Raw genomic sequence first — 21,500 nt, forward strand, 5'->3', positions numbered from 1 at the left:
TGCAGGTACTCGATGAAGCGGTTGACCGACACACCCACCTCGTCGACCTCGTCGTGGCCCTTGAGGGCGATGCGCCGGGTCAGGTCGGCGTCGCCGGCGGAGAGCGAGTCGATGTTCGCCTTGAGCACGCCGAGGCGGCCCATCAACTGGCCGAGGGCGAACAGCATCAACAGCAGCAGCACGATCACCATGGGAATCTGCAGCCAGCTGAGGGTCTTCAGCACGGTGTCGCTCTTGGCCGTCAGGTGGCTGGTCGGCAACGCCGCGGCCAGCAGCCAGGGCGTGCCCTCGATGGGCGAAAGGAAGAAGGTGAAGTCTTCGCCACCGGCGCTTTCGTACTCGCTTTCATAGCGCTCGGCACGGTTCGGCACCTTCAGCGCCGCCTGAACGGTGCCGATGAACGGCGACTGCGCGGCCAGGTCGGAGACGTTCTTCAGCACGATGTTGCCGCTGATCTCCGGCTGGTTGCTGAGGATCTTGCCGTCGGCCTCGACCACCATGACCTCGCCCTGGATGTCCTTCTCCTTCTGTGCCACCAGTGCATTGAAGAAGCCCAGCGTCAGGTCGATAGTGGACACGCCGTAGGGTTCGCCGTCCTTGTAGATGGTCATCGCGCAGTTGGTGCGCGGTTCGGCGCTGGCTTCGTCCTGGTAGGCCGCGGCCCACGCACAACGACCACGCGGGGCCTGCATGCCGGCGCGATGCCAGGGCTGCTCGAAGTAGTTGAGCGATTCGGCGGAGTTCCAGTGCTCGTTGAGCGTCAGCTTTCCCGAGGCATCGCGGTGGTAGAACGTGCTGTGCTTGGCGCGCCCCGGCGTGCGTTTGTCCGGCAGCGGCCAGATACCGCCGCCGAACACCTTGGCGTCGCCGTACTGGTCGACCAGCCCGGGCAGCACGCGGTCGATCGTGTCGCTGTCGAGCAGCGGGATGGTCTGGGTGATGCTGCGCGACTGGGCCTGGACCTGGGCCAGCTCCAGCTTGATCCGCGAGCCGATCTCGCCGACCTGCGCCAGGGTGATCTGCTTGCCGGCATCCACCAGCATCGGCGTGACGAACCGGCGGATGCCGAGCACGGTGGCGATCACCAGCAGAACGATGAAGACGACGAAGGTCAGGGTGTAGCGAGCCTTGATGGTATGCAGTGCGTTCATGCTGGGTAGCCTTCCTGGGGGCCAAACGCTACGGGGACGGCGGGGACGCCGCGTTCTGGTCGAGGGTATCGGCCCGCCGCGGCTTTTGATGAGGGCAGGCAATCAGGGCCAACCTCAGCGTAGTTGCTGGCCGCAAAGGCGGCACGCGCTACTGCACCGGCAGGAAGTTGAGGAACAGCAGGCCCTGGGCGTAATTGACGCCGATGCGCCGGTAGCGCTCGTCGAGCACGTCGCTGAGCAGGTCCAGACGCGCGACGATCTTGCCGAATTCCACGGCGAAGCTGAGGTTGCGCGCGTCGGCGGAAATCTCGTTGGAGAGCAGCCAGGGATTGCCCTGCAGGTCGCGTCTGCTGGTCAGCATCCAGGTGGCCTTCTCGATGTTGCGCGCGGCGTTGTTGATGAACTGCGCGTTCAGCGAGTCGGTGAGGTAGAACTCGGTACTGCCGCCGTGGGCGGTGATCAGCATGCTGCCGACGGCGTAGATGAAGGCGCCGACGCGGTCGCCCTGGAACTCGTTGCTCAGCGCATAGCTGAGCGCCGCCACATCCTTGCGCCCGCCGAGCGACGCCAGCGGCTGGTCCCTCTCGATGCCCATCTGCACCCGTTTCTCCGCCGCCTCGATGCTCGGCAGGCCGGTCTTGCGCCACTCCCGCGGGTTACGCCGGTAGAGCTTGTCGAGCAACTGGTAGAGGCTGTTCAGGTTGTTGCGCATGGCGATGGTGGCCAGGCGGTCGGAATGAGTCTGGAAGAACTCGCTGGGCTTGACCGGGCTCTTGTTCCCGACGAACGCCTGGTGGTCCTGATGCCGGGCGCAGCCGCCCGTCAGCGCCAGCAGCAGCGGTAGCAGCAACCATCCCGCGCGCACGGGCAGCGCACGGGGCAGACGGGCGACAAGGTCGCGACAAGACAGGTACATCGGATCTGGTCCTTAGATCATCGAAGGGCGCGCGTGAGTAAAGCGCACCCAGGTTGTGCTGATGTGACGGACACAAGCAATAGAAGTGCCGCAATGCCGCTCGCAAGGCAACCGCGGCGACGCCTGCCCCGCACAATCGTGAAGCCCGTCGCATCGCACGCCGCGCAGGTTCCAGCGGCCTGACGTGGATCAGGCCCGGAGCACGCAAAGCTGGCAACTTGGCCAGGCCCCAGGGATCGGGGCGATCGCGGCAAACGCCGTATCGACAGACAAGGAGTTCGCCATGTCAGGAAAACCCGCCGCACGCGTTTCCGATACCGACGCCTGCCCAAAGCCCGGACACGGGCCCAACCCGATCAGCGCCGGCTCCCCCGATGTACTGATCAACCACCTGCCCGCCGCGCGGATCGGCGACCCCACCGGCTGCGGCGACGCGATCAGCACCGGCATGCCGGGGATCTACGTCAACGGCAAGCCGATCGCCTACCTCGGCAGCGCCACCGCGCACGGCGGCGCGATCGTTTCCGGCTCGGGGAACGTGCTGGTGGGCGGCGGCGCCAGCTTCGCGCCGGTGTCGTTCCTCGATCACCTGCGCGATACGCCGACCTGGGTCAGCTTCGACCTGCACGACATTCATGGCAGCGCCTACGCCGGCGAAGCCTACGTGCTGACCGACAGCGCCGGTGCCACCCACCAAGGCGTCCTGGATGCGAACGGCCATGCGCGCCTGGACGCCGTCAGGCGCGGCGGCTGCACCCTGCAGTTCCCGCGCCTGGGCATCACCCGCAGCGTCTGAGCGATCTGCGCCTACCCGACAAGGACGTCACGAACATGGACAGTACCAACGGCCAGGCCAGAAGCGGCCTGGCAGTCAAAACCGGCGCTCATACGCCCATCGTCGTCAAGCCGGCGTCACTGGAAGTGCTGATAGGCGGCCCCTATACCGACGCGCAGGGAAAGGAGCACACCTACGGTCACGTCGCACTGCGGGTGACGACCGAGGGTACCGATCATGTTTACGATTTCGGTAGATATGCGGGCGAGAAAGGCCCGACCGGTGAAGGTCGCCTGAGGGTATGGAGTGACTTCTCTCGCTACATCGCCAGCCAGAACAGCTACAAGCGCGTTACTGCCGGCTTCCACTATCCGGTACCCGAGGCGAAGGCACGGGCGATCAACCTTCACTTCGATGCGCTGCTGGCTGGGCGTAAGCCTCTGCGGGCATCCGGCAAATACATGGCCGAGTACCGCCTGCAGGACGATTATCATGCGCTGAACAACAACTGCGTGACCCTATCCATGGCCGGCGCGCGCTTGGCGCTGCCGCAGTTGGAGCAGGAAGCGGCCAGGCACAATCAGGGCCGCGGAATGAGCCTGGTGGAGCGTGCCGCAGCACGAGTAAGCGGCTGGCCGGCACAGCTGTTCATGCCCGAAGACCTGCGCGCGATGCTCGCGGCCAACAAACGCCTGCCAGCCGAAAGGATCGACACCTACGGGAGCAGGCAATGAAAGCAGGTATCACTCATCTGGCCGCCGCATTATCTGCCGCAGCCCTCACCCTCGCGATCACTCAACTGAGAACCCCCGTCATGGATAAAACCTCCGCCTTTCGCCTGAAAGAGCCCGCGCTGATCTCTACCCCACTCGGCCAGCCGTACTACCTGCTGCCCTCAGAAACAGTGTTCTACCATCAGTACGCACTGGAAGAAGGCCCCGAGATTTACGCGCTCCAGGTGATGGTCAACGGCCGACTGTCGATGGAGCGTCTCGCGCCCGACGAGTCTGCTCCACCGCTGCAGCTTTTTGCCGTGGAAACCGATGACCTGAAGGGGCTGCTCGCTGAATATCCGCTGAGCAAGGAAGACCTGATACGCATCCTCAAGGCCCGCCAGGTCACCCGCGCGGAACTGGAGCAGATGGTTCTGGAGTGGGTCGACTGAGCCCGCCCCGACAGCGCACGCAAACGAAAAAGGCCAGTCTCTCGACTGGCCTTTTGCATTCATCGCCTACTCAGGAATTGTTGCTCGGGAAGGCGAATTGCGCGGCTTCGTGGCTGGCGCGCTGTGGCCAGCGCTGGGTGATGGATTTGCGCCGGGTGTAGAAGCGCACGCCGTCCGGGCCGTAGGCGTGGAGGTCGCCGAACAGCGAGCGCTTCCAGCCGCCGAAGCTGTGGTAGGCCACCGGAACCGGCAGCGGTACGTTTACGCCGACCATGCCGACCTCGATCTCGTCGCAGAACAGCCGCGCCGCTTCGCCGTCGCGGGTGAAGATGCAGGTGCCGTTGCCGTATTCGTGGTCGTTGATCAGTTGCATGGCGTCTTCCAGGCTCTCGACGCGGACGATGCACAGCACCGGGCCGAAGATCTCTTCCTTGTAGATGCGCATCTGCGGGGTCACGCGGTCGAACAGCGTGCCGCCGACGAAATAGCCGTCCTCGTTGCCCGCGACGCGGTAGCCGCGGCCGTCCACCACCAGTTCGGCGCCGGCGGCGACGCCGTCGTCGATGTAGCCGACCACCTTGTCACGCGCGGCGGCGGTGACCAGCGGGCCCATGTCCAGGCCGCAGCTGGTGCCGGCCCCGATCTTCAGGCCCTTGATCTGCGGGACGATCTTCTCGACCAGCGCATCGGCGATCTGGTCGCCGACGCAGACGGCGACGGAGATCGCCATGCAGCGTTCGCCGCAGGAACCGTAGGCGGCGCCCATCAGCGCGCTGACTGCGTTGTCGAGGTCGGCGTCGGGCATCAGCACGGCGTGGTTCTTCGCGCCGCCGAGGGCCTGCACGCGTTTGCCGCGCTTGGCGCCTTCGCTGTAGATGTATTCTGCGATCGGCGTGGAGCCGACGAAGCTGATGGCCTTGACCTCCGGCGCTTCGATCAGCGCGTCCACCGCTTCCTTGTCGCCGTGCACGACGTTGAGCACGCCCTTGGGCAGGCCGGCGCGCTGCAGTAGTTCGGCGATCAGCAGGGTGGAGCTGGGATCGCGCTCGGAAGGCTTGAGGATGAAGCAGTTGCCGCAGGCGATGGCCAGCGGGTACATCCACAGCGGGACCATCGCCGGGAAGTTGAACGGGGTGATGCCGGCGACTACGCCGAGCGGCTGGAAGTCGCTCCAGGCGTCGATGTTCGGGCCGGCGTTGCGGCTGTACTCGCCCTTGAGGATTTCCGGGGCGGCGCTGGCGTATTCGACGTTCTCGATGCCGCGCTTGAGTTCGCCGGCGGCGTCCTCGAGGGTCTTGCCGTGCTCTTGGCTGATCAGCTCGGCGATCTTCGCCTCGTTCTGCTCCAGCAGTTGCTTGAAGCGGAACATCACCTGGGCGCGCTTGGCCGCCGGGGTGTTGCGCCAGGCCGGAAAGGCGGCCTTGGCGGCGTCGATGGCCTGCTGCACGGTGGCGCGGCTGGCGAGCGGCACCTTGTGGATGGCTTCGCCGGTGGACGGGTTGAAGACGTTGGCGGTGCGGCCGGTGTCGGTGACGAATTCACCGTTGATCAGGTGCTGGATGTGGCTCATGTCCGGTTCTCTTGTTAAGGCGTGTAGGTCGCGGGGCCAGAGCCCCGCGTCGCTCCGCAAGGGCGTTCACGCGTTTGCGAGGGGGTGGTTGCGGGGCGTGCTGGTCGCCCCGCCCTGGGAATCAGGCGACGCTGTTCAGCGCGTCGCCGACGGCGCTCATCAAGCGGTCGAGGTCTTCCGGCTTGGCGTTGAAGGTCGGCCCGAACTGCAGGGTGTCGCCGCCGAAGCGCACGTAGAAGCCCTCTGCCCAGAGCTTCAGGCCGATCTCGTAGGGACGCACGATGGCGTCGCCGTCACGCGGGGCGATCTGGATCGCGCCGGCCAGGCCGCAGTTGCGGATGTCTACCACGTGGCTGGCGCCTTTCACTCCGTGCAGCGCCTTCTCGAAGTGCGGCGCCAGTTCCAGCGACTGCTGGATCAGGTTTTCCTTGGCCAGCAGCTCCAGCGAGGCGAGGCCGGCGGCGCAGGCTACCGGGTGCGCGGAGTAGGTGTAGCCGTGGCCGAATTCCACCGCGTAGTCGGGCGTGGCCTGACCCATGAAGGTCTGGTAGATCTCGCGACTGGCGATCACCGCGCCGAGCGGAATGGCGCCGTTGGTGATCTGTTTGGCGACGTTCATGATGTCCGGGGTAACGCCGAAATACTCGGCGCCGGTGGCCTTGCCCATGCGCCCGAAACCGGTGATCACTTCGTCGAAGATCAGCAGGATGTTGTGGGCGTCGCAGATTTCGCGCAGGCGCTGCAGGTAGCCGGTGGGCGGCACGATGACGCCGGCCGAGCCGGACATCGGCTCGACGATCACCGCGGCGATGTTCGAGGCGTCGTGCAGTTCGATCAGCTTGAGCAGCTCGTTGGCCAGCTCCACGCCGCCGGTCTGCGCCATGCCGCGGGTGAACGCCATGCCGGGCTGCAGGGTGTGCGGCAGGTGGTCGGCATCCATCAACTGGCCGAACATCTTGCGGTTGCCGCCGATGCCGCCGAGCGCGGTGCCGGCGATGTTCACCCCGTGGTAGCCACGGGCGCGGCCGATCAGCTTGGTCTTCGCCGGCTGGCCCTTCAGGCGCCAGTAGGCGCGCGCCATCTTCACCGCGGTGTCGGCGCACTCGGAACCGGAGTTGGTATAGAAGACGTGGTTGAGTTCGCCCGGCGTCAGCTCGGCGATCTTCTCGGCGAGCTGGAACGACAGCGGGTGGCCGTGCTGGAAGCCCGGCGAGTAGTCGAGCGTGCCGAGCTGTTTGGCCACGGCTTCCTGGATTTCCTTGCGCGTGTGCCCGGCACCGCAGGTCCACAGGCCGGAGAGGCTGTCGTAGATCTTGCGGCCCTTGTCGTCGAACAGGTAGCTGCCTTCGGCACCGACGATGATCCGCGGGTCCTTCTGGAATGCGCGGTTGGCGGTGAACGGCATCCAGTGGGCGTCGAGCTTCAGCTGGCTGGCCAGGGGCGGAGTGGCGGTCTGCGGCATGTTCATCGGCGAATCCTCGCGAAGGCGGACAGGGAGTCGTAGCAGCGGCGGCTGGCTCGCCTCTACGGAATAGCACTTGCCGGCGACAGTGACACGCGCATAGATTCTCTAAAATCCGATTATTCCTATCTTCGGTTTACCAACTGCTAAACAATTACAGCCCCCTGCAAAAGCCCCGGTGCGCGCGGCGCACCCTACGCAAGAGAGCCTCGCATGAGCATTCGCCGCCCCGACCCGCTGGCCCAGGTCAGCGACTTCGATATCCGTCTGCTCAGGCTGTTTCGCAGCGTGGTGGAATGCGGCGGCTTTTCCGCCGCCGAGGGTGCGCTCGGCATCGGCCGTTCGGCGATCAGCCAGCAGATGAGCGATCTGGAACAGCGCCTCGGCCTGCGTCTGTGTCAGCGCGGTCGCGCCGGCTTCGCCCTGACCGAAGAAGGCCGCGAGGTCTACCAGGCGTCGCAACAGGTGCTCAGCGCGCTGGAAACCTTCCGCACCGAGGTCAACGGGCTGCACCGCCACCTGCGCGGCGAGCTGAACATCGGCCTGACCGACAACCTGGTCACGGTGCCGCAGATGCGCATCACCCACGCCCTCGCCCGGCTCAAGGAGCGCGGCCCGGACGTGCGCATCCAGATCCGCATGATCCCGCCCGGCGAAGTCGAGCAGGGCGTGCTCGGCGGCAGCCTGCACGTCGGCGTGGTGCCGCAGGCCGGCGCCCTGCCCGGCCTGGAATACCTGCCACTGTACAGCGAACGTTCGCAGCTCTATTGCGCGGTGGGCCACCCGCTGTTCTACGTCGACGACGATGCGCTGGAAGAGCGCCGCCTGAACGACCAGGACGCCATCGCGCCGACCTTCCGCCTGCCCACCGAAATCCAGGCGCACTACGGCGCGCTGAACTGCAGCGCCAGCGCCTCGGACCGCGAGGGCATGGCCTTCCTGATCCTCACCGGGCGCTACATCGGCTATCTGCCCGACCACTACGCGAGGCAGTGGGTGCAGCAAGGCCGCCTGCGGGCGCTGAAACCGGGGACGCGCTTCTACGACCTGAGCCTGGCGTCGGTGACGCGCAAGGGCCGCCGCCCGCACCTGGTGCTGGAGAGTTTTTTGGAAGCGCTCGACGCGACGGGCTGAACGGACGCTGTGCGGGTGCGCCGCCAACCCCTCGGCGCGTCATTTCGGTGCACAGGGAACGCTCGCCGGCGTCGACGCGAATCCAGCGCTGAAGCGCGATCCTTTTCACAAGCAATTGATTCAATTAGAAAAATAAAAACTTGAAGACGTCACCCGGGAACAAAACCTGGGCACATGGTCAGCTTTTTGCTTCAGGCAGACGCCCGCCACCGGGCCACTGCCACCTATCGAGTCCCGCATGAACGCCGAATCCGAAAACGCCCCCGATCTGATTTACGGACTGGAAGACCGCCCGGCACCCGTCGCCGCCGTGTTCGCCGCCCTGCAACACGTGCTGGCGAGCTTCGTCGGCATCATCACGCCGCCGCTGGTGATCGGCTCGGTGCTCGGCCTCGGCGCCCACCTGCCGTATCTGATCAGCATGGCGCTGATGGTCTCGGGCGTCGGCACCTTCATCCAGGCGCGTCGCCCGTTCGGCATCGGCGCCGGGATGATCTGCCTGCAGGGCACCAGCTTCGCCTTCCTCGGCGCGGTGCTGTCCGCCGGCTTCATCGTCAAGAGCCGCGGCGGCAGCCCGGAGGACATCCTCGCGATGATCTTCGGCGTGTGCTTCTTCGGCGCCTTCGTGCAGATCGTCCTCAGCCGCTTCATCGGCCGGCTGCAGCGCCTGGTCACCCCGCTGGTGACCGGCATCGTCATCACCCTGATCGGCGTCAGCCTGATCAAGGTCGGCGTCACCGACCTCGGCGGCGGCTTCAACGCGCCGGACTTCGGTGCCCCACGCAACCTCGCCCTCGGCGCGCTGGTACTGGTCACCATCATCCTGCTGAACCGTTCCAACCGTCCCTGGGTGCGCCTCTCGGCGATCATCATCGGGCTGGCGATCGGCAGCCTGGCCGCCTGGTTCAGCGGCAAACTGGTCCCGCAGCCGTTGCCCGAGCTGCCGCTGATCAGCCTGCCGATCCCGTTCCGCTTCGGTTTCGCCTTCGACTGGACGGCGTTCCTTCCGGTCGCGCTGATCTACGTGATCAGCACCATCGAAACGGTCGGCGACCTGACCGCCAACTGCATGCTCTCGCGCAAGCCCATCGAAGGCCCGAGCTACGTGCAGCGGCTCAAGGGCGGCGTGCTCGGCGACGGCGTCAGCTGCCTGCTGGCGGCCACCTTCAGCGCCTTCCCCAACACCACCTTCGCGCAGAACAACGGGGTCATCCAGATGACCGGCGTGGCCAGCCGCCATGTCGGCCTCTACATCGGCGCGATCCTCTTCGCCCTCGGCCTGTTTCCGCTGCTGGGCGCGGTACTGCAGCAGATTCCCAAGCCGGTGCTCGGCGGCGCCACCCTGGTGATGTTCGGCAGCGTCGCCGCCGCCGGCATCCGCATCCTCGCCCGCGCGCCGCTGGACCGCCGCAGCATGCTGATCATCGCCGCCTCGTTCGGCGTCGGCCTGGGCATCGCCGCGCAGCCGACGCTGCTGCACGAGTTGCCGAAGATCGTGCAGAACCTGTTCGACTCGGCGATCACCTGCGGCGGCCTGACCGCGATCATCCTCAGCCTGGTGCTGCCCCTGGAGCGGACGAGCACACCGGTCCGGGCGATCGAGCCCGGCGTGGAAACCCCCGAATCGCCCTGAGCGTGACCTTCTCCTTTTTGGTTGACCTGACCGCCCCTTCTCGCGAGGGGCTTTTTTTCACCTGGCGAGACGCTCGATACGCGCCCGCGAACGCCCCGGAAAAAGGCAAGCACGACGCCGCCACGCACCGCGATCGGGCAGGCCTCGGCAATTTTCAGGATTATCGTTTCGCAGGCTTGTCTCGCGCCGATCTGTGGAGTATCTGTTCTCCCGCCCAAGCTGACTCACCGGATAGGTAATGACCGCCGATACCCCCGCCGTGACCGCGCCGTCCAACGCAAAGCCCGCCGGTCGCATCCGCCAGAAGAACGAAGAAACCATCCTCACGGCCGCCACCGAAGAATTCGCCCGGCACGGTTTCAAGGGCACCAGCATGAACACCATCGCCCTGCGCGCGGGGCTGCCCAAGGCCAACCTGCATTACTACTTCAGCAACAAGCTGGGGCTGTACATCGAGGTGATGCGCAACATCCTCGAACTCTGGGACGGCACCTTCAGCCACCTGCGCGCCGAGGACGACCCGAGCACCGCGCTGGCCAACTACATCCGCGCCAAGATGGAATATTCGCGACGCGAACCGCTGGCCTCGAAGATCTTCGCCATGGAAGTGATCAGCGGCGGAGCCTGCCTGTCCGAGCACTTCAGCCAGGACTACCGCGACTGGGTACGCGGCCGCGCCGCGGTGTTCGAGGCGTGGATCGCGCAGGGCAAGATGGACCCGGTCGACCCGATCCACCTGATCTTCCTGCTGTGGGGCAGCACCCAGCACTACGCCGACTTCTCCAGCCAGATCTGCAGCCTGATGGGCCGCAAGAAGCTCACCCGCGACGACTTCGCCGTCGCCACCGAGAACCTCATCCACATCATCCTCAAGGGCTGCGGCCTGACGCCGCCGAGCGCCTGATCCGGCCGCGCAACCGCCCACAGAATCTGTGCACAAAAATGTGCATAACACAGGGACAGGCGCACCGATCCCGCGCCTCGCGGGGCTTCGCCGGCGCTGCTCAAAAAATCGCCAACGGCTTGGGGTGCGACAGTACAACCCACTGACTTTATTGGTTTTTCCTGCTTGACAGCGGCGCCATGCGGGTTTTTCGCAGCTGCCGTGGCAGGCTGCCGCAGAGGCGATCCCCGCCAGCCGCGAACCTGTGGGTAAGTCTGCGGACAACCGCCTGGAAAGCAGGCCCGGCAAGGACTGCAGCGCCCCACCCTTCACCCCGTTTTCCGGAGTTGCCATGAGTCGTCCGCTGCGCATCCATTCCCCCGCCGTGTACTACTTCGACATGGTCTGCCGCTCGCGCTCAATCCGCGAGGCGGCGCGCCAGCTGAACGTCGCCTCCTCGGCGGTCAACCGGCAGATCCTCAAGCTCGAACACGAGCTCGGCGTGCCGCTGTTCGACCGGCTGCCCGGCGGCCTGCAACTGACCAGCGCCGGCGAAACCCTGGCCCGCCACGTCAAGCTGGTGCTGCAGGACGCCGAGCGCGCGCGCTCCGAACTCGACGCCATGCAGGGGCTGCGCACCGGCCACGTGGAGATCGCCACGGTGGAAGGGCCGACCGTCGACCTGCTGCCGAACCTGCTGATGCGCCTGCGCGAGCGCTACCCACGGGTCACCGTCGGCGTCACCACGCTCGGCTCCACGGCGATTCCCGAGGCGGTGATCAGTGGCGCGGCGGACATCGGCCTGGCCTTCGCCCTGCCGCGCACCACCGACCTCAACCAGATGGCGGTGGGCCATTTCCGCCTCGGCGCGCTGGTGGATGCCGCGCACCCGCTGGCCGGACGCAAGGACGTCAGCTTCGCCACCTGCGCCGAGCACACGCTGATCCTGGCCAAGAGCGAGCTGTCGATCCATCACCTGCTCAAACCGATCCTCGCCCGCCACGCCCAGCGCCTGCGCCCGGTGATCGAGTCGAACTCGGTCGAACTGTCGCGGCAGCTGGTGCGGCGCGGCATGGGCGTGGCGTTCCAGACCCGCATCGGCGTCGAGGCCGACCGCCACAGCGGCCTGCTCCAGCACCTGCCGCTGAACGACAACGGCGGCGTGTTCAGCGACCTCGGCGTCTACGTGCGCAGCGGCCGCTACCTGCCGGTGGCGGTGGACGCCTTCGTCCGCGCCCTGGGCGAGGAGATCGCTCAGCTCGAACGGGCCGAGGCGCAGGAAATCGAGGCGCAACGCGGCTGACTTCCGCCACCGCAACACCGCCCGGTGGATCGGTGGAGCGTGATCCACCCTACGGAACCGCTCCCCTCTCCCATTCATGGGAGAGGGGCCGGGGGAGAGGGCCGGAAGGCTGCGAGCCGCGTCCTTACCCTCCCTGAGCACGAAGGGTAGATGATGCTTTTTCATCCACCGCAGCGTCCGGTGGATCGGTGGAGCGTGATCCACCCTACGGAACCGCTCCCCTCTCCCATTCATGGGAGAGGGGCCGGGGGAGAGGGCCGGAAGGCTGCGAGCCGTGTCCTTACCCTCCCTGAGCACGAAGGGTGGATGACGCTTTTTTCATCCACCGAAACACCGTCCGGTGGATCGGCGGAGGGTGATCCACCCTACGGAGCGCTCTCGTGCAGGATGGCGATGGCCGATGCCGTTTTGGCATCGGGGCAGGCGTAATTCTCTTCTTGGGAGCATCAGCGGGCGCGCCGTATGCTCGGGCCAACCTTGGAGATAGCGCATGCCCACCTCACTCAACGCCCGCGACCTGCCCGCCACCAGCCTGCCCATCATCGACCTCTCCGGCGCCGAATCCGGCGACCCGCGGCGCCTGGCCGAAATCGCCGCCGAGATCGGCAGCGCGTGCCGCGACAAGGGCTTCTTCTACGTCGTCGGACACGGCATCGACCCGGCGTTGCAGGCGGCGATGTTCGAGCAGTCGCGGCAGTTCTTCGCCCTGCCGGAGGCGGACAAGCTGGCGCTGCACAAGGCCAACTCCAGCGCCAACCGCGGCTACGAGCCCTTGCGCGGCCAGGTGCTGGAGGCCGGCACTCCGCCGGACCTGAAGGAAGGCTTCTACATGGGCCCGGAGCTGGGTGCGGAACATCCCGCCGTGCAGGCCGGGCGCTTCAACCACGGGCCCAACCAGTGGCCGCAGGCGCTGCCGGAATTCCGCGAGGTGAACCTGCGCTACCTCGAGGCGGTGAGCGACCTGGCGCAGCGGTTGATGGGCCTGATGGCGCTGTCGCTGGGGTTGCCGCACACGCATTTCGACGACTACTGCCGCGACCCGCTGACCACCCTGCGCCTGCTGCACTACCCGCCGCAGCCGGCCAATGCCGCGCCCGGCGAGAAGGGCTGCGGCGCGCACAGCGACTTCGGCGGGCTGACCCTGCTGCTGCAGGACGGCAGCGGCGGCTTGCAGGTCTGGGACAAGGTCAACGGCGAATGGCTGTCCGGCACGCCGGTGCCGGGCGCCTACGTGATCAACCTGGGCGACATGATCGCGCGCTGGACCAACGACCGTTACCACTCGACGCTGCACCGGGTGATCAACACCAGCGGCGGCGAGCGCTACTCGATCCCGTTCTTCTACAGCGGCAACCCCGACCACCTGGTGGAGTGCCTGCCCGGCTCCGACGAGCCGCCGCGCTACCCGGCGGTGACCGTCGAGGAACACCTGCGCGAGATGTACCGGCGCACCTATGCCTGAGTGCGCTCACGTCGTCCTGATCCACGGCGCCTGGGCCGGCGGCTGGGTCTGGGACGGCCTGCTGCCGACCCTTCGCGACGCCGGCTACCGGCCGCATGCGCCGGACCTGATCGGCAACGGCGCCGATGCCGTGGCGCCCGGCGAGGTCACCCTGGAAGGCTATCGCGCACAGATCCTCGCGCTGATCGCCGCGCTGGACGGCAAGGTGCACCTGGTGGCGCATTCCGGCGGCGGGCTGACGGCCACCGCGGTGGGCGAAGCGGCGCCGGAGCGCATCGCCAGCGTCAGCTTCGTAGCCGGGATGATGCTGCCCAGCGGCCTGGGCTTCGCCGAACTCTGCGCGCAGCTGAGTGCGGAGGGCCAGGACGTCGCCGGCATCGGCCCGTACCTGCAAACGGTCGAAGGCGGCAGCTGGGTGCCGCCGCAGGCCGCGCGGGAAGTCTTCTTCCACGACGCGCCGGCCGAAGCCGCCCGGCGCGCCGCCGAACGCCTGGTGATGCAGCCCGACGGCGGTCGCCAGGCCAGCGTGCAGTGGAGCGCGGAACGCTTCGGCCGGCTGCCGCGTCTGTACATCGAAGCGCGCGCCGACCGCTCGGTGACGCTCGCCGCGCAACGGCGCATGCAGCAACAGGTGCCCGGCGCCCAGGTGGTCAGCCTGGCCTGCGGGCACGTCCCGCAGCTGGCCGCGCCGGACCACCTGGCCAGCGCGCTGCTGGGCTTCTTCGCGCAAACCGATTCGTTTCTTGCATGACCTACCGTTCTTCCTCCAGGAGTTCACCCCCATGACGCTCTCCCCGCTCAAAGCCGCGCTGCTCGCCGCCGGCCTGTTCGCCTTCGCCGGCACCTCCCAGGCCGCCGACAAGGTGCGCTGGTTGAACGACTGGCTGCCGGCCGGCGACAAGGCCGCGATCTACCTCGGCGTGCAGAAGGGCCTGTTCGCCGCCGAAGGCCTCGAGGTGGAAATCGGCAGCGCCCGTGGCGGCAGCGACGTGGTCACCAAGCTGGCCACCGGCAGCGCCGACTTCGGCTCCGCCAGCCTGCCGGCCCTGCTGCAGGCGCGCGCCCAGGGCGAAGTGCCGGTGGTGGCGCTGGCGCCGATCTACACGCGCCAGCCGGATGCGGTATTCACCACCGAGGACAGCGGCATCGCCAGTATCAAGGACCTGGTCGGCAAGCAGGTCGCCACGCCGACCTTCTCCGCCTCCAACGTGACCTGGCCGCTGGTGCTCTCCAACAACGGCATCGCCGCCGACGCCATCCCCCTGCTCAAGGTCGACCCGGGCGCGATGACCGCCATGCTCGCCACCGGCAAGGTGCAGGCCACGCTGAACTGGGTGACCGTGGCGCCGGGCTTCGAGAAGGCCCTCGCCGAAACCGGCAAGAAGCTGCGCGTGCTGCCCTGGTCGGACTACGGCTTCGACGGCTACGGCCTGTCGCTGATGGGCTCCAAACGCTTCGTCGACGCCCACCTGGACGTCGCCGAGCGCTTCGTCCGCGCCTATCAGAAGGCCGAGGACATGGCTGTCGCCGACCCGGCCGCCGCCGCGGCCGCGCTCAAGGCCATGGTCCCGGAAATCGACGAGGCGCAGGCCGAAGCCCAGTACCGCGCGTCGCTGCCGCTGATCGACAACCCGGTCAGCGAGAAGCTCGGCAAGAAGACCTTCGACAGCACGCTGCTCAACACCACCTGGGAGTGGGTGGCCAAGTCGCAGAACCTGCCGCTGGATACCCTCGACCCGGCCAGCGCCATCGACGGGCGCTTCTCCAAGTGAGCGAAACGCCCGCGGACGCCCGCCCGAGCCTGCGCTTCGAGCACGTCGGCCAGGTCTTCCCGGCCTCCGACGGCAGCCGGGTGGTGGCCCTGGAGGATGTCGATTTCAGCATCGGCCGGCACGAGTTCGTCGCCGTCATCGGCCCGTCCGGGTGCGGCAAGAGCACGCTGCTGCGGGTGCTCGCCGGGCTGGTCAGGCCGACTTCCGGGCAGGTGCAGATCTACGGCCTGCCGGTGAACGGCCCGCGCGAGGAGATCGGCATCGTGTTCCAGAAGCCGACGCTGCTGCCCTGGCTGAGCATCGCCGACAACGTCACCTTCCCGATGAAGCACAAGTACGGCCGGGTGACGCCGCAGGAGCGCCAGCGTGCCGGCGAGTTGCTGCAGATGGTCGGCCTCGCCGAGTTCGCCGACAAACGCCCGGACGAGCTGTCCGGCGGCATGCAGCAGCGCGCGGCGATCGCCCGGGCGCTGCTGCACGATCCGGAAATCCTGCTGATGGACGAGCCGTTCTCGGCACTCGACGCGCTGACTCGCGACGAGATGAGCCTGGAGCTGCTGAACATCTGGACGCAGCGGCCGAAGACCGTGCTGTTCATCACCCACTCGATTCCCGAGGCGCTGCTGCTGGCCGACCGCATCCTGGTGATGTCGGCGCGACCGGGGCGAGTGCGCGAGATCATCGAGGTCGACCTGCCGCGCCCGCGGTCCCTGGAAACCCTGACGGAGCCGCGCTTCCATGAGCTCGCCAACCACATCCGCCGACAGGTCTTCTCGCGTGTCGTCGGGCTCTAGGATGAGCGCACGCTGGAAGGACGGGCTCGCCCCGCTGTGCGCCTTCATCGCCCTGCTCGCGCTCTGGGAAGCCGCCTGCCGGCTGTTCGCCATTCCCGGCTTCGTGCTGCCCTCGCCCAGCGCCATCGCCGCTGCCGCCGGCAAGGTCGCGCCGGGCACCTGGGCCGGGCACATCGGCGCCACGCTGAAGGTCAGCCTGCTCGGCTACGGGCTGTCGATCCTGGTCGGGATTCCGCTGGCGATCGCGCTGTCAGCGTCGAAGGCGCTGTCGCGCACGCTCTATCCGCTGCTGGTGGTGGTGCAGTCCACGCCTATCGTGGCGGTGGCGCCGATCATCGTCGTGGTGCTCGGCGCCAGCGACCTGCCACGGGTGTTCATCACCTTCCTGATCGCCTTCTTCCCGATCGTGGTGTCCACCGTCACCGGCCTGCAGGCGACACCGGCCGAGCTCATCGAACTGTCGCAGTCGCTCGGCGCCAGCCGCCTGCGCGAATACCGCAACATCCGCCTGCCCTACGCCATCCCGCACATCTTCGCCGCCCTGCGCATCTCCATCACCCTGGCGGTGATCGGTGCGGTGGTCGCCGAATTCGTCGCCGCGGAGAACGGCCTGGGCTACTTCATCAACTTCTCCACCTCGTTGTTCCAGGTCCCGCAGGCGTTCGCCGCGCTGATGATGCTGGTGCTGATCAGCCTGATCCTGTTCCAGCTGGTCGGCCTCGCGCAGCGCCTGCTGTTCGCCTGGAGCCTGCCCAAGAAGAGCCCATGACATGACCGATCACGAAACCCTGCTGCGCAAAAGCTTCGACGTCGCCCGTCGCGCCCACGAGAACGGCACCCACCCCTTCGGCGCGATCCTGGTCGACGCCGATGGCAAGGTGCTGATGGAACAGGGCAACGCCTACCTGCCCGACCATGACATGACCGGCCACGCCGAACGCGTGCTGATGACCCGCGCGAGCACCACCTACAGCCCGGAATTCCTCGCCAACTGCAGCATGTACACCTCCGCAGAACCCTGCGCGATGTGCGCCGGCGCGGCCTACTGGGCGGGCCTGGGACGGGTCGTCTACGGCCTCTCCGAAGCGCGCCTGAAACGCATCACCGGCAACCACCCGGAAAATCCGACGCTGGACCTGCCATGCCGCGTGGTGTTCGACGCCGGCCAGCGCAAGGTCGAGGTGATCGGCCCACTGCTCGAGGAAGAGGGCGCGGAGCTGCACGACGGCGTGTGGTGATCGGCCGCACCGAAAGACGACGTCTCGCTCCGCAATGGTGCGACGACTTATCATATGGCCGACCTTCGCGTCGGCCTTCTTATTGCACTGAAAAGCCGCCTGGCTTCCCGGCCAAGCTTGCCGGACGCCGCAGAAGCGTGCGCCGAGCACCGTTCTGCTGGCCTTTTGACAAAACTTGACCCACTGGCCAGGTTTTTGCTTTCGACAAGCCCATCCCGCTTCCCATTGGATACGCCATGTCCTTCGACACCGCTTCCACCCCGCGCCTGCAGATGCGTGGCATCACCAAACGCTACCCCGGCACCGTGGCCAACGACCGCGTCGAGCTGAGCATCCAGCCCGGCGAGATCCGCGCGTTGCTGGGCGAGAACGGCGCCGGCAAGAGCACGCTGATGAAGATCATCTACGGCGTCACCCAGCCGGACGAGGGCGAGATCATCTGGCATGGCGAACCGCTGAAGATGCGCGATCCGGCGCAGGCGCGCGGGCTCGGCATCGGCATGGTGTTCCAGCATTTCTCGCTGTTCGAGACGCTCAGCGTGGCGGAGAACATCGCCCTGGCGATGGGCGCCGCGGCCGGCACGCCGAAGCAGCTGGAGCCGCGCATCCGCGAGGTGTCGCAGCGCTACGGCATGGCCCTGGAGCCGCACCGCCTGGTGCACAGCCTGTCGATCGGCGAACGCCAGCGGGTGGAAATCGTCCGCTGTCTGATGCAGGACATCAAGCTGCTGATCCTCGACGAGCCGACCTCGGTGCTCACCCCGCAGGAGGCCGACGAGCTGTTCGTCACCCTGCGCCACCTGGCGGCGGAGGGCTGCAGCATCCTCTTCATCAGCCACAAGCTCGGCGAAGTGCGCGCGCTCTGCCAGAGCGCCACCGTGCTGCGCGGCGGCAAGGTGTCCGGCCACTGCGTGCCGACGGAATGCTCGGACATGGACCTGGCGCGGCTGATGGTCGGCGCGGCGGAAGGCCTGGAAGCGAGCTACCCGAAGGTCCACGGCGGCCTCACCCGCCTGCGCGTCGACGACCTCAACTGGCACAACGCCGACCCGTTCGGCACCTCCCTGGCGCAATGCCGCCTGGAAGTGCGCAGCGGTGAGATCGTCGGCATCGCCGGGGTCGCCGGCAACGGCCAGGACGAACTGCTGGCGCTGCTCTCCGGCGAGGTGCGCCTGCCCTCCGCCGAACGCGAGCGCATCACCCTGGACAACCAGCCGGTGGCCAACCTCTACCCCGACGCGCGCCGCCAGCTCGGCCTGACCTTCGTCCCCGCCGAACGCCTCGGCCACGGCGCGGTGCCGGACATGAGCCTGGCCGACAACGCCCTGCTCACCGGCTTCCAGATGGGCCTGACCCGCGCCGGGATGATCAACCACGGCAAGGTGATGGCCTTCGCCGACAGGATCATCGCCGACTACGCGGTGAAGACCCCGGACGCCCACACCACCGCGCGCAGCCTGTCCGGCGGCAACCTGCAGAAATTCATCCTCGGCCGGGAAATCCTCCAGCAGCCGAAGCTGCTGGTGGCGGCGCACCCGACCTGGGGCGTCGACGTCGGCGCCGCAGCGGCGATCCACCGCGCGCTGATCGCCCTGCGCGATGCCGGCGTGGCGATCCTGGTGATCTCCGAAGACCTCGACGAACTGTTCCAGATCAGCGACCGCATCGGTGCGCTGTGCAGCGGTCGCCTGTCGCCGCTGGCCGAAACCGCGCAGACCACGCCGGTGGAAGTCGGCCGCTGGATGGCCGGCGAATTCGAACCCGTAACCCACGCCTGACGAGACCGACCCATGTTGCTATCCCTAGAACCTCGCGGTCGCCAGTCCCGCGCCATGCTCTGGCTGTCGCCGCTGCTCGCCGGCGTGCTGACCCTGGCCAGCGGCGCCCTGCTGTTCGCCATCCTCGGCCATCCGCCGCTGGAAACCTTCAAGGTGCTGCTGATCGACCCGGTCTCCGACTTCTACGGCGTCTCCGAGCTGCTGGTGAAGGCGCTGCCGATCCTGCTCTGCGCGCTCGGCCTGGCGGTGGCCTACCAGGCGCGCATCTGGAACATCGGCGCCGAAGGCCAGTTGCTGATCGGCGCCCTCGCCGGCAGCGCGCTGGCGGTGCACATCATCGACTGGGAAAGCCGCTGGGCGCTGACCCTGGTGCTCGCCGCCGGCACGCTCGCCGGCGCGGCCTGGGGCGGCCTGGCCGCCTGGCTGCGGACGCGCTTCAACGCCAACGAAATCCTCACCACCATCATGCTCAACTACATCGCCCTGAACCTGCTGCTGTTCTTCGTGCACGGACCGCTGAAGGACCCGGCCGGCTTCAACTTCCCGGAATCGGCGACCTTCGGCGATGCCAGCCGGCTGCCGGCGGTGTTCGAGGACGGCCGCGTCCACGCCGGCCTCTACTTCGCCCTGCTGGCGCTGGTGGCGGTGTGGGTGCTGCTGCAGAAGAGCTTCGTCGGCTTCCAGATCAAGGTGCTCGGCCTGGACAAGCGCGCCGCCGGCTTCGTCGGTTTCCGCGAGCGCCGGCTGGTCTGGCTGGCGCTGCTGATCAGCGGCGGCCTGGCCGGCCTGGCCGGGGTCGGCGAGGTCACCGGGCCGATCGGCCAACTGGTGCCACAGGTGTCGCCGGGCTACGGCTACGCGGCGATCACGGTGGCCTTCCTCGGACGCCTGAACCCGATCGGCATCCTCTTCGCCGGCCTGCTGATGGCCCTGCTCTACCTCGGCGGAGAGAACGCTCAGATGGCCGCCAACCTGCCGCAATCGATCACCCAGCTGTTCCAGGGCATGGTGCTGTTCTTCCTGCTCGCCTGCGACGTGCTGATCCTCTACCGCCCACGGCTGAAGCTGAAATGGGCCAAGCGCGCGGCGCTGCAGAAGGCCGCCGCGTGATGCGCCTGCCCGTCGCCCCTTACGAATTCGCGGAGTAACCATGGACATCGACCTGCTGACCAATATCTTCTACGCCATGGTGCGCACCGGAACGCCGCTGCTGCTGGTCGCCCTCGGCGAGCTGGTGTGCGAGAAGAGCGGCGTACTCAACCTCGGCCAGGAAGGCATGATGCTGTTCGGCGCGGTGATCGGCTTCATCGTCGCCTTCTCCAGCGGCAGCCTCTGGCTCGGCGTGCTGTGCGCCTGCCTGGCGGGCGTACTGCTCTCGCTCCTGTTCGCCTTCGTCGCCCTCGGCCTGTCGTCGAACCAGGTCGCCACTGGCCTGGCGCTGACCATCTTCGGCGTCGGCCTGTCGTCGTTCATCGGCGCCGCCTGGGTCGGCAAGCCCCTGGCCGGCTTCGAGCCGATCGCCATCCCGCTGCTCAGCGAAATCCCGCTGCTGGGCCGCATGCTGTTCGGCCAGGACCTGCTGGTCTACCTGTCGTTCGTGCTGTTCGCCCTGGTCGCCTGGGTGATCCTCAAGAGCCGCGTCGGCCTGATCATCCAGGCGGTCGGCGAAAACCCCAACGCGGCCAGCGCCATGGGCCTGCCGGTGTTGCGCGTGCGCACCCTGGCGGTGATGTTCGGCGGTGCCATGGCCGGCCTCGCCGGCGGCTACATGTCCCTCGCCTACACGCCGATGTGGGCGGAGAACATGACCGCCGGACGCGGCTGGATCGCCCTGGCGCTGGTGGTGTTCGCCAGCTGGCGGGTGTTCCGCGTGGTGCTCGGCGCCTGGCTGTTCGGCCTGGCCAGCATCCTCCACCTGGTAGCCCAGGGCATCGGCCTGGCGATCCCCGGCAACCTGCTGGCGATGCTGCCCTACGTGGCGACCATCGTGGTGCTGGTGGTGCTCTCCCGCGACGCGATCAAGACCCGCCTGTACGCGCCGGTGTCCCTCGGCCAGCCGTGGAAAGCCGGGCACTGACCGCAGCGCACACACCACCTCCACGTTCTGCCGGTGCGCGCGGCGCACCCTACGGATTTCCGACGCCAATGTAGGGTGGGTCGAGCTGCGGTCTCGCGCTGCGCGCCTCGATCCAACCTCCGGGACCGGCCGTAGGGTGCGCCATGCGCACCTTCGCCGGTCTGCCGGTGCGCGCGGCGCACCCTACGGATTTCCTACACCAATGTAAGGTGGCTCGAGCCGTCTCGCGCTGCGTGCCTCGATCCAACCTCCGGGCCGGCCGTAGGGTGCGCCATGCGCACCTTCGCCGGTCTGCCGGTGCGCGCGGCGCACCCTACGGATTTACGACGCCAATGTAGGGTGGGTCGAGCCGTCTCGCGCTGCGCGCCTCGATCCAACCTCCGGGGC

General features: G+C 67.5%; 19 protein-coding genes and 1 pseudogene. 16 read left to right on the forward strand and 4 right to left on the reverse strand.

The features are described 5' to 3' along the window. Positions 1-11 precede the first annotated feature (11 nt). Together B3E91_RS22210 and B3E91_RS05655 are read right to left on the reverse strand one after the other, a co-directional pair. Positions 12-1,151: pseudogene (locus B3E91_RS22210) on the reverse strand (HAMP domain-containing protein); the annotation flags it as partial. A gap of 148 nt (positions 1,152-1,299) precedes the next feature. Beyond that, on the reverse strand, positions 1,300-2,067 hold the full coding sequence (locus B3E91_RS05655; RefSeq protein ID WP_287028662.1) for a hypothetical protein: 768 nt from the start codon (positions 2,065-2,067) through the stop codon (positions 1,300-1,302). 283 nt (positions 2,068-2,350) lie between these two features. Between B3E91_RS05655 and B3E91_RS05660 the strand changes: the two genes are divergently transcribed. From B3E91_RS05660 to B3E91_RS05670, 3 genes are read left to right on the forward strand one after another with little or no spacing between them, the layout of a single operon-like run. Further along, complete coding sequence (locus B3E91_RS05660; RefSeq protein ID WP_287028663.1) at positions 2,351-2,863, forward strand: PAAR domain-containing protein; 513 nt, start codon at positions 2,351-2,353, stop codon at positions 2,861-2,863. A gap of 35 nt (positions 2,864-2,898) precedes the next feature. After that, entirely contained in the window at positions 2,899-3,576 is a 678-nt protein-coding gene (locus B3E91_RS05665) for a hypothetical protein (RefSeq protein ID WP_287028664.1), read from the forward strand. Further along, positions 3,573-4,007 (forward strand): hypothetical protein, encoded by a 435-nt coding sequence (locus B3E91_RS05670; protein ID WP_287028665.1) that lies wholly within the window; start codon positions 3,573-3,575, stop codon positions 4,005-4,007. The genes B3E91_RS05665 and B3E91_RS05670 overlap by 4 nt, the downstream gene beginning before the upstream one ends. Positions 4,008-4,077: 70 nt before the next feature. Here B3E91_RS05670 and B3E91_RS05675 read toward each other — a convergent pair whose 3' ends face one another. Further along, positions 4,078-5,577, reverse strand: coding sequence for a CoA-acylating methylmalonate-semialdehyde dehydrogenase (locus tag B3E91_RS05675; RefSeq protein WP_287028666.1), 1,500 nt, complete (start codon positions 5,575-5,577; stop codon positions 4,078-4,080). A 121-nt stretch (positions 5,578-5,698) separates the two neighbouring features. After that, a complete protein-coding gene (locus B3E91_RS05680) occupies positions 5,699-7,045 on the reverse strand; it encodes an aspartate aminotransferase family protein (RefSeq protein ID WP_090225430.1) in 1,347 nt (448 codons plus the stop codon). A 207-nt stretch (positions 7,046-7,252) separates the two neighbouring features. Between B3E91_RS05680 and B3E91_RS05685 the strand changes: the two genes are divergently transcribed. The 13 genes from B3E91_RS05685 (at position 7,253) to B3E91_RS05745 (ending at position 21,113) form a co-directional block, all read left to right on the forward strand. Further along, the gene (locus B3E91_RS05685) at positions 7,253-8,173 is read left to right on the forward strand and encodes a LysR family transcriptional regulator (protein ID WP_287028667.1); all 921 of its coding nucleotides are present in this window, start codon (positions 7,253-7,255) and stop codon (positions 8,171-8,173) included. 238 nt (positions 8,174-8,411) lie between these two features. Continuing rightward, complete coding sequence (locus B3E91_RS05690; RefSeq protein ID WP_287028668.1) at positions 8,412-9,806, forward strand: uracil-xanthine permease family protein; 1,395 nt, start codon at positions 8,412-8,414, stop codon at positions 9,804-9,806. Positions 9,807-10,044: 238 nt separating this feature from the next. Further along, complete coding sequence (locus B3E91_RS05695) at positions 10,045-10,710, forward strand: TetR/AcrR family transcriptional regulator (RefSeq protein WP_287028669.1); 666 nt, start codon at positions 10,045-10,047, stop codon at positions 10,708-10,710. 331 nt (positions 10,711-11,041) lie between these two features. Further along, complete coding sequence (locus B3E91_RS05700; RefSeq protein WP_090225423.1) at positions 11,042-11,992, forward strand: LysR family transcriptional regulator; 951 nt, start codon at positions 11,042-11,044, stop codon at positions 11,990-11,992. A 490-nt stretch (positions 11,993-12,482) separates the two neighbouring features. Then, positions 12,483-13,454, forward strand: coding sequence for an isopenicillin N synthase family dioxygenase (locus B3E91_RS05705; RefSeq protein WP_287028670.1), 972 nt, complete (start codon positions 12,483-12,485; stop codon positions 13,452-13,454). Further along, positions 13,447-14,205 (forward strand): alpha/beta fold hydrolase, encoded by a 759-nt coding sequence (locus B3E91_RS05710; protein WP_287028671.1) that lies wholly within the window; start codon positions 13,447-13,449, stop codon positions 14,203-14,205. The genes B3E91_RS05705 and B3E91_RS05710 overlap by 8 nt, the downstream gene beginning before the upstream one ends. Before the next feature lie 31 nt (positions 14,206-14,236). Further along, complete coding sequence (locus B3E91_RS05715; RefSeq protein WP_287028672.1) at positions 14,237-15,226, forward strand: ABC transporter substrate-binding protein; 990 nt, start codon at positions 14,237-14,239, stop codon at positions 15,224-15,226. Then, positions 15,223-16,020 carry an ABC transporter ATP-binding protein gene (locus B3E91_RS05720; protein WP_287028673.1) on the forward strand — a complete coding sequence of 266 codons (798 nt, stop codon included), beginning with the start codon at positions 15,223-15,225 and terminating at the stop codon, positions 16,018-16,020. The genes B3E91_RS05715 and B3E91_RS05720 overlap by 4 nt, the downstream gene beginning before the upstream one ends. A gap of 1 nt (position 16,021) precedes the next feature. Next, entirely contained in the window at positions 16,022-16,789 is a 768-nt protein-coding gene (locus B3E91_RS05725) for an ABC transporter permease (RefSeq protein WP_287028674.1), read from the forward strand. Between the two features lies 1 nt (position 16,790). Next, positions 16,791-17,258 carry a nucleoside deaminase gene (locus B3E91_RS05730; RefSeq protein ID WP_282340811.1) on the forward strand — a complete coding sequence of 156 codons (468 nt, stop codon included), beginning with the start codon at positions 16,791-16,793 and terminating at the stop codon, positions 17,256-17,258. A 236-nt stretch (positions 17,259-17,494) separates the two neighbouring features. Then, positions 17,495-19,036: an ABC transporter ATP-binding protein gene (locus B3E91_RS05735; RefSeq protein ID WP_287028675.1), complete on the forward strand. Its 1,542-nt coding sequence runs from the start codon at positions 17,495-17,497 to the stop codon at positions 19,034-19,036. A gap of 12 nt (positions 19,037-19,048) precedes the next feature. Beyond that, a complete protein-coding gene (locus tag B3E91_RS05740) occupies positions 19,049-20,146 on the forward strand; it encodes an ABC transporter permease (protein WP_287028676.1) in 1,098 nt (365 codons plus the stop codon). A gap of 40 nt (positions 20,147-20,186) precedes the next feature. After that, on the forward strand, positions 20,187-21,113 hold the full coding sequence (locus tag B3E91_RS05745) for an ABC transporter permease (protein WP_273230403.1): 927 nt from the start codon (positions 20,187-20,189) through the stop codon (positions 21,111-21,113). Positions 21,114-21,500: the final 387 nt, after the last annotated feature.

This window comes from Pseudomonas sp. UBA6310, assembly GCF_002438225.1.
In the GTDB taxonomy this organism is placed as follows: domain Bacteria; phylum Pseudomonadota; class Gammaproteobacteria; order Pseudomonadales; family Pseudomonadaceae; genus Pseudomonas_O; species Pseudomonas_O kuykendallii.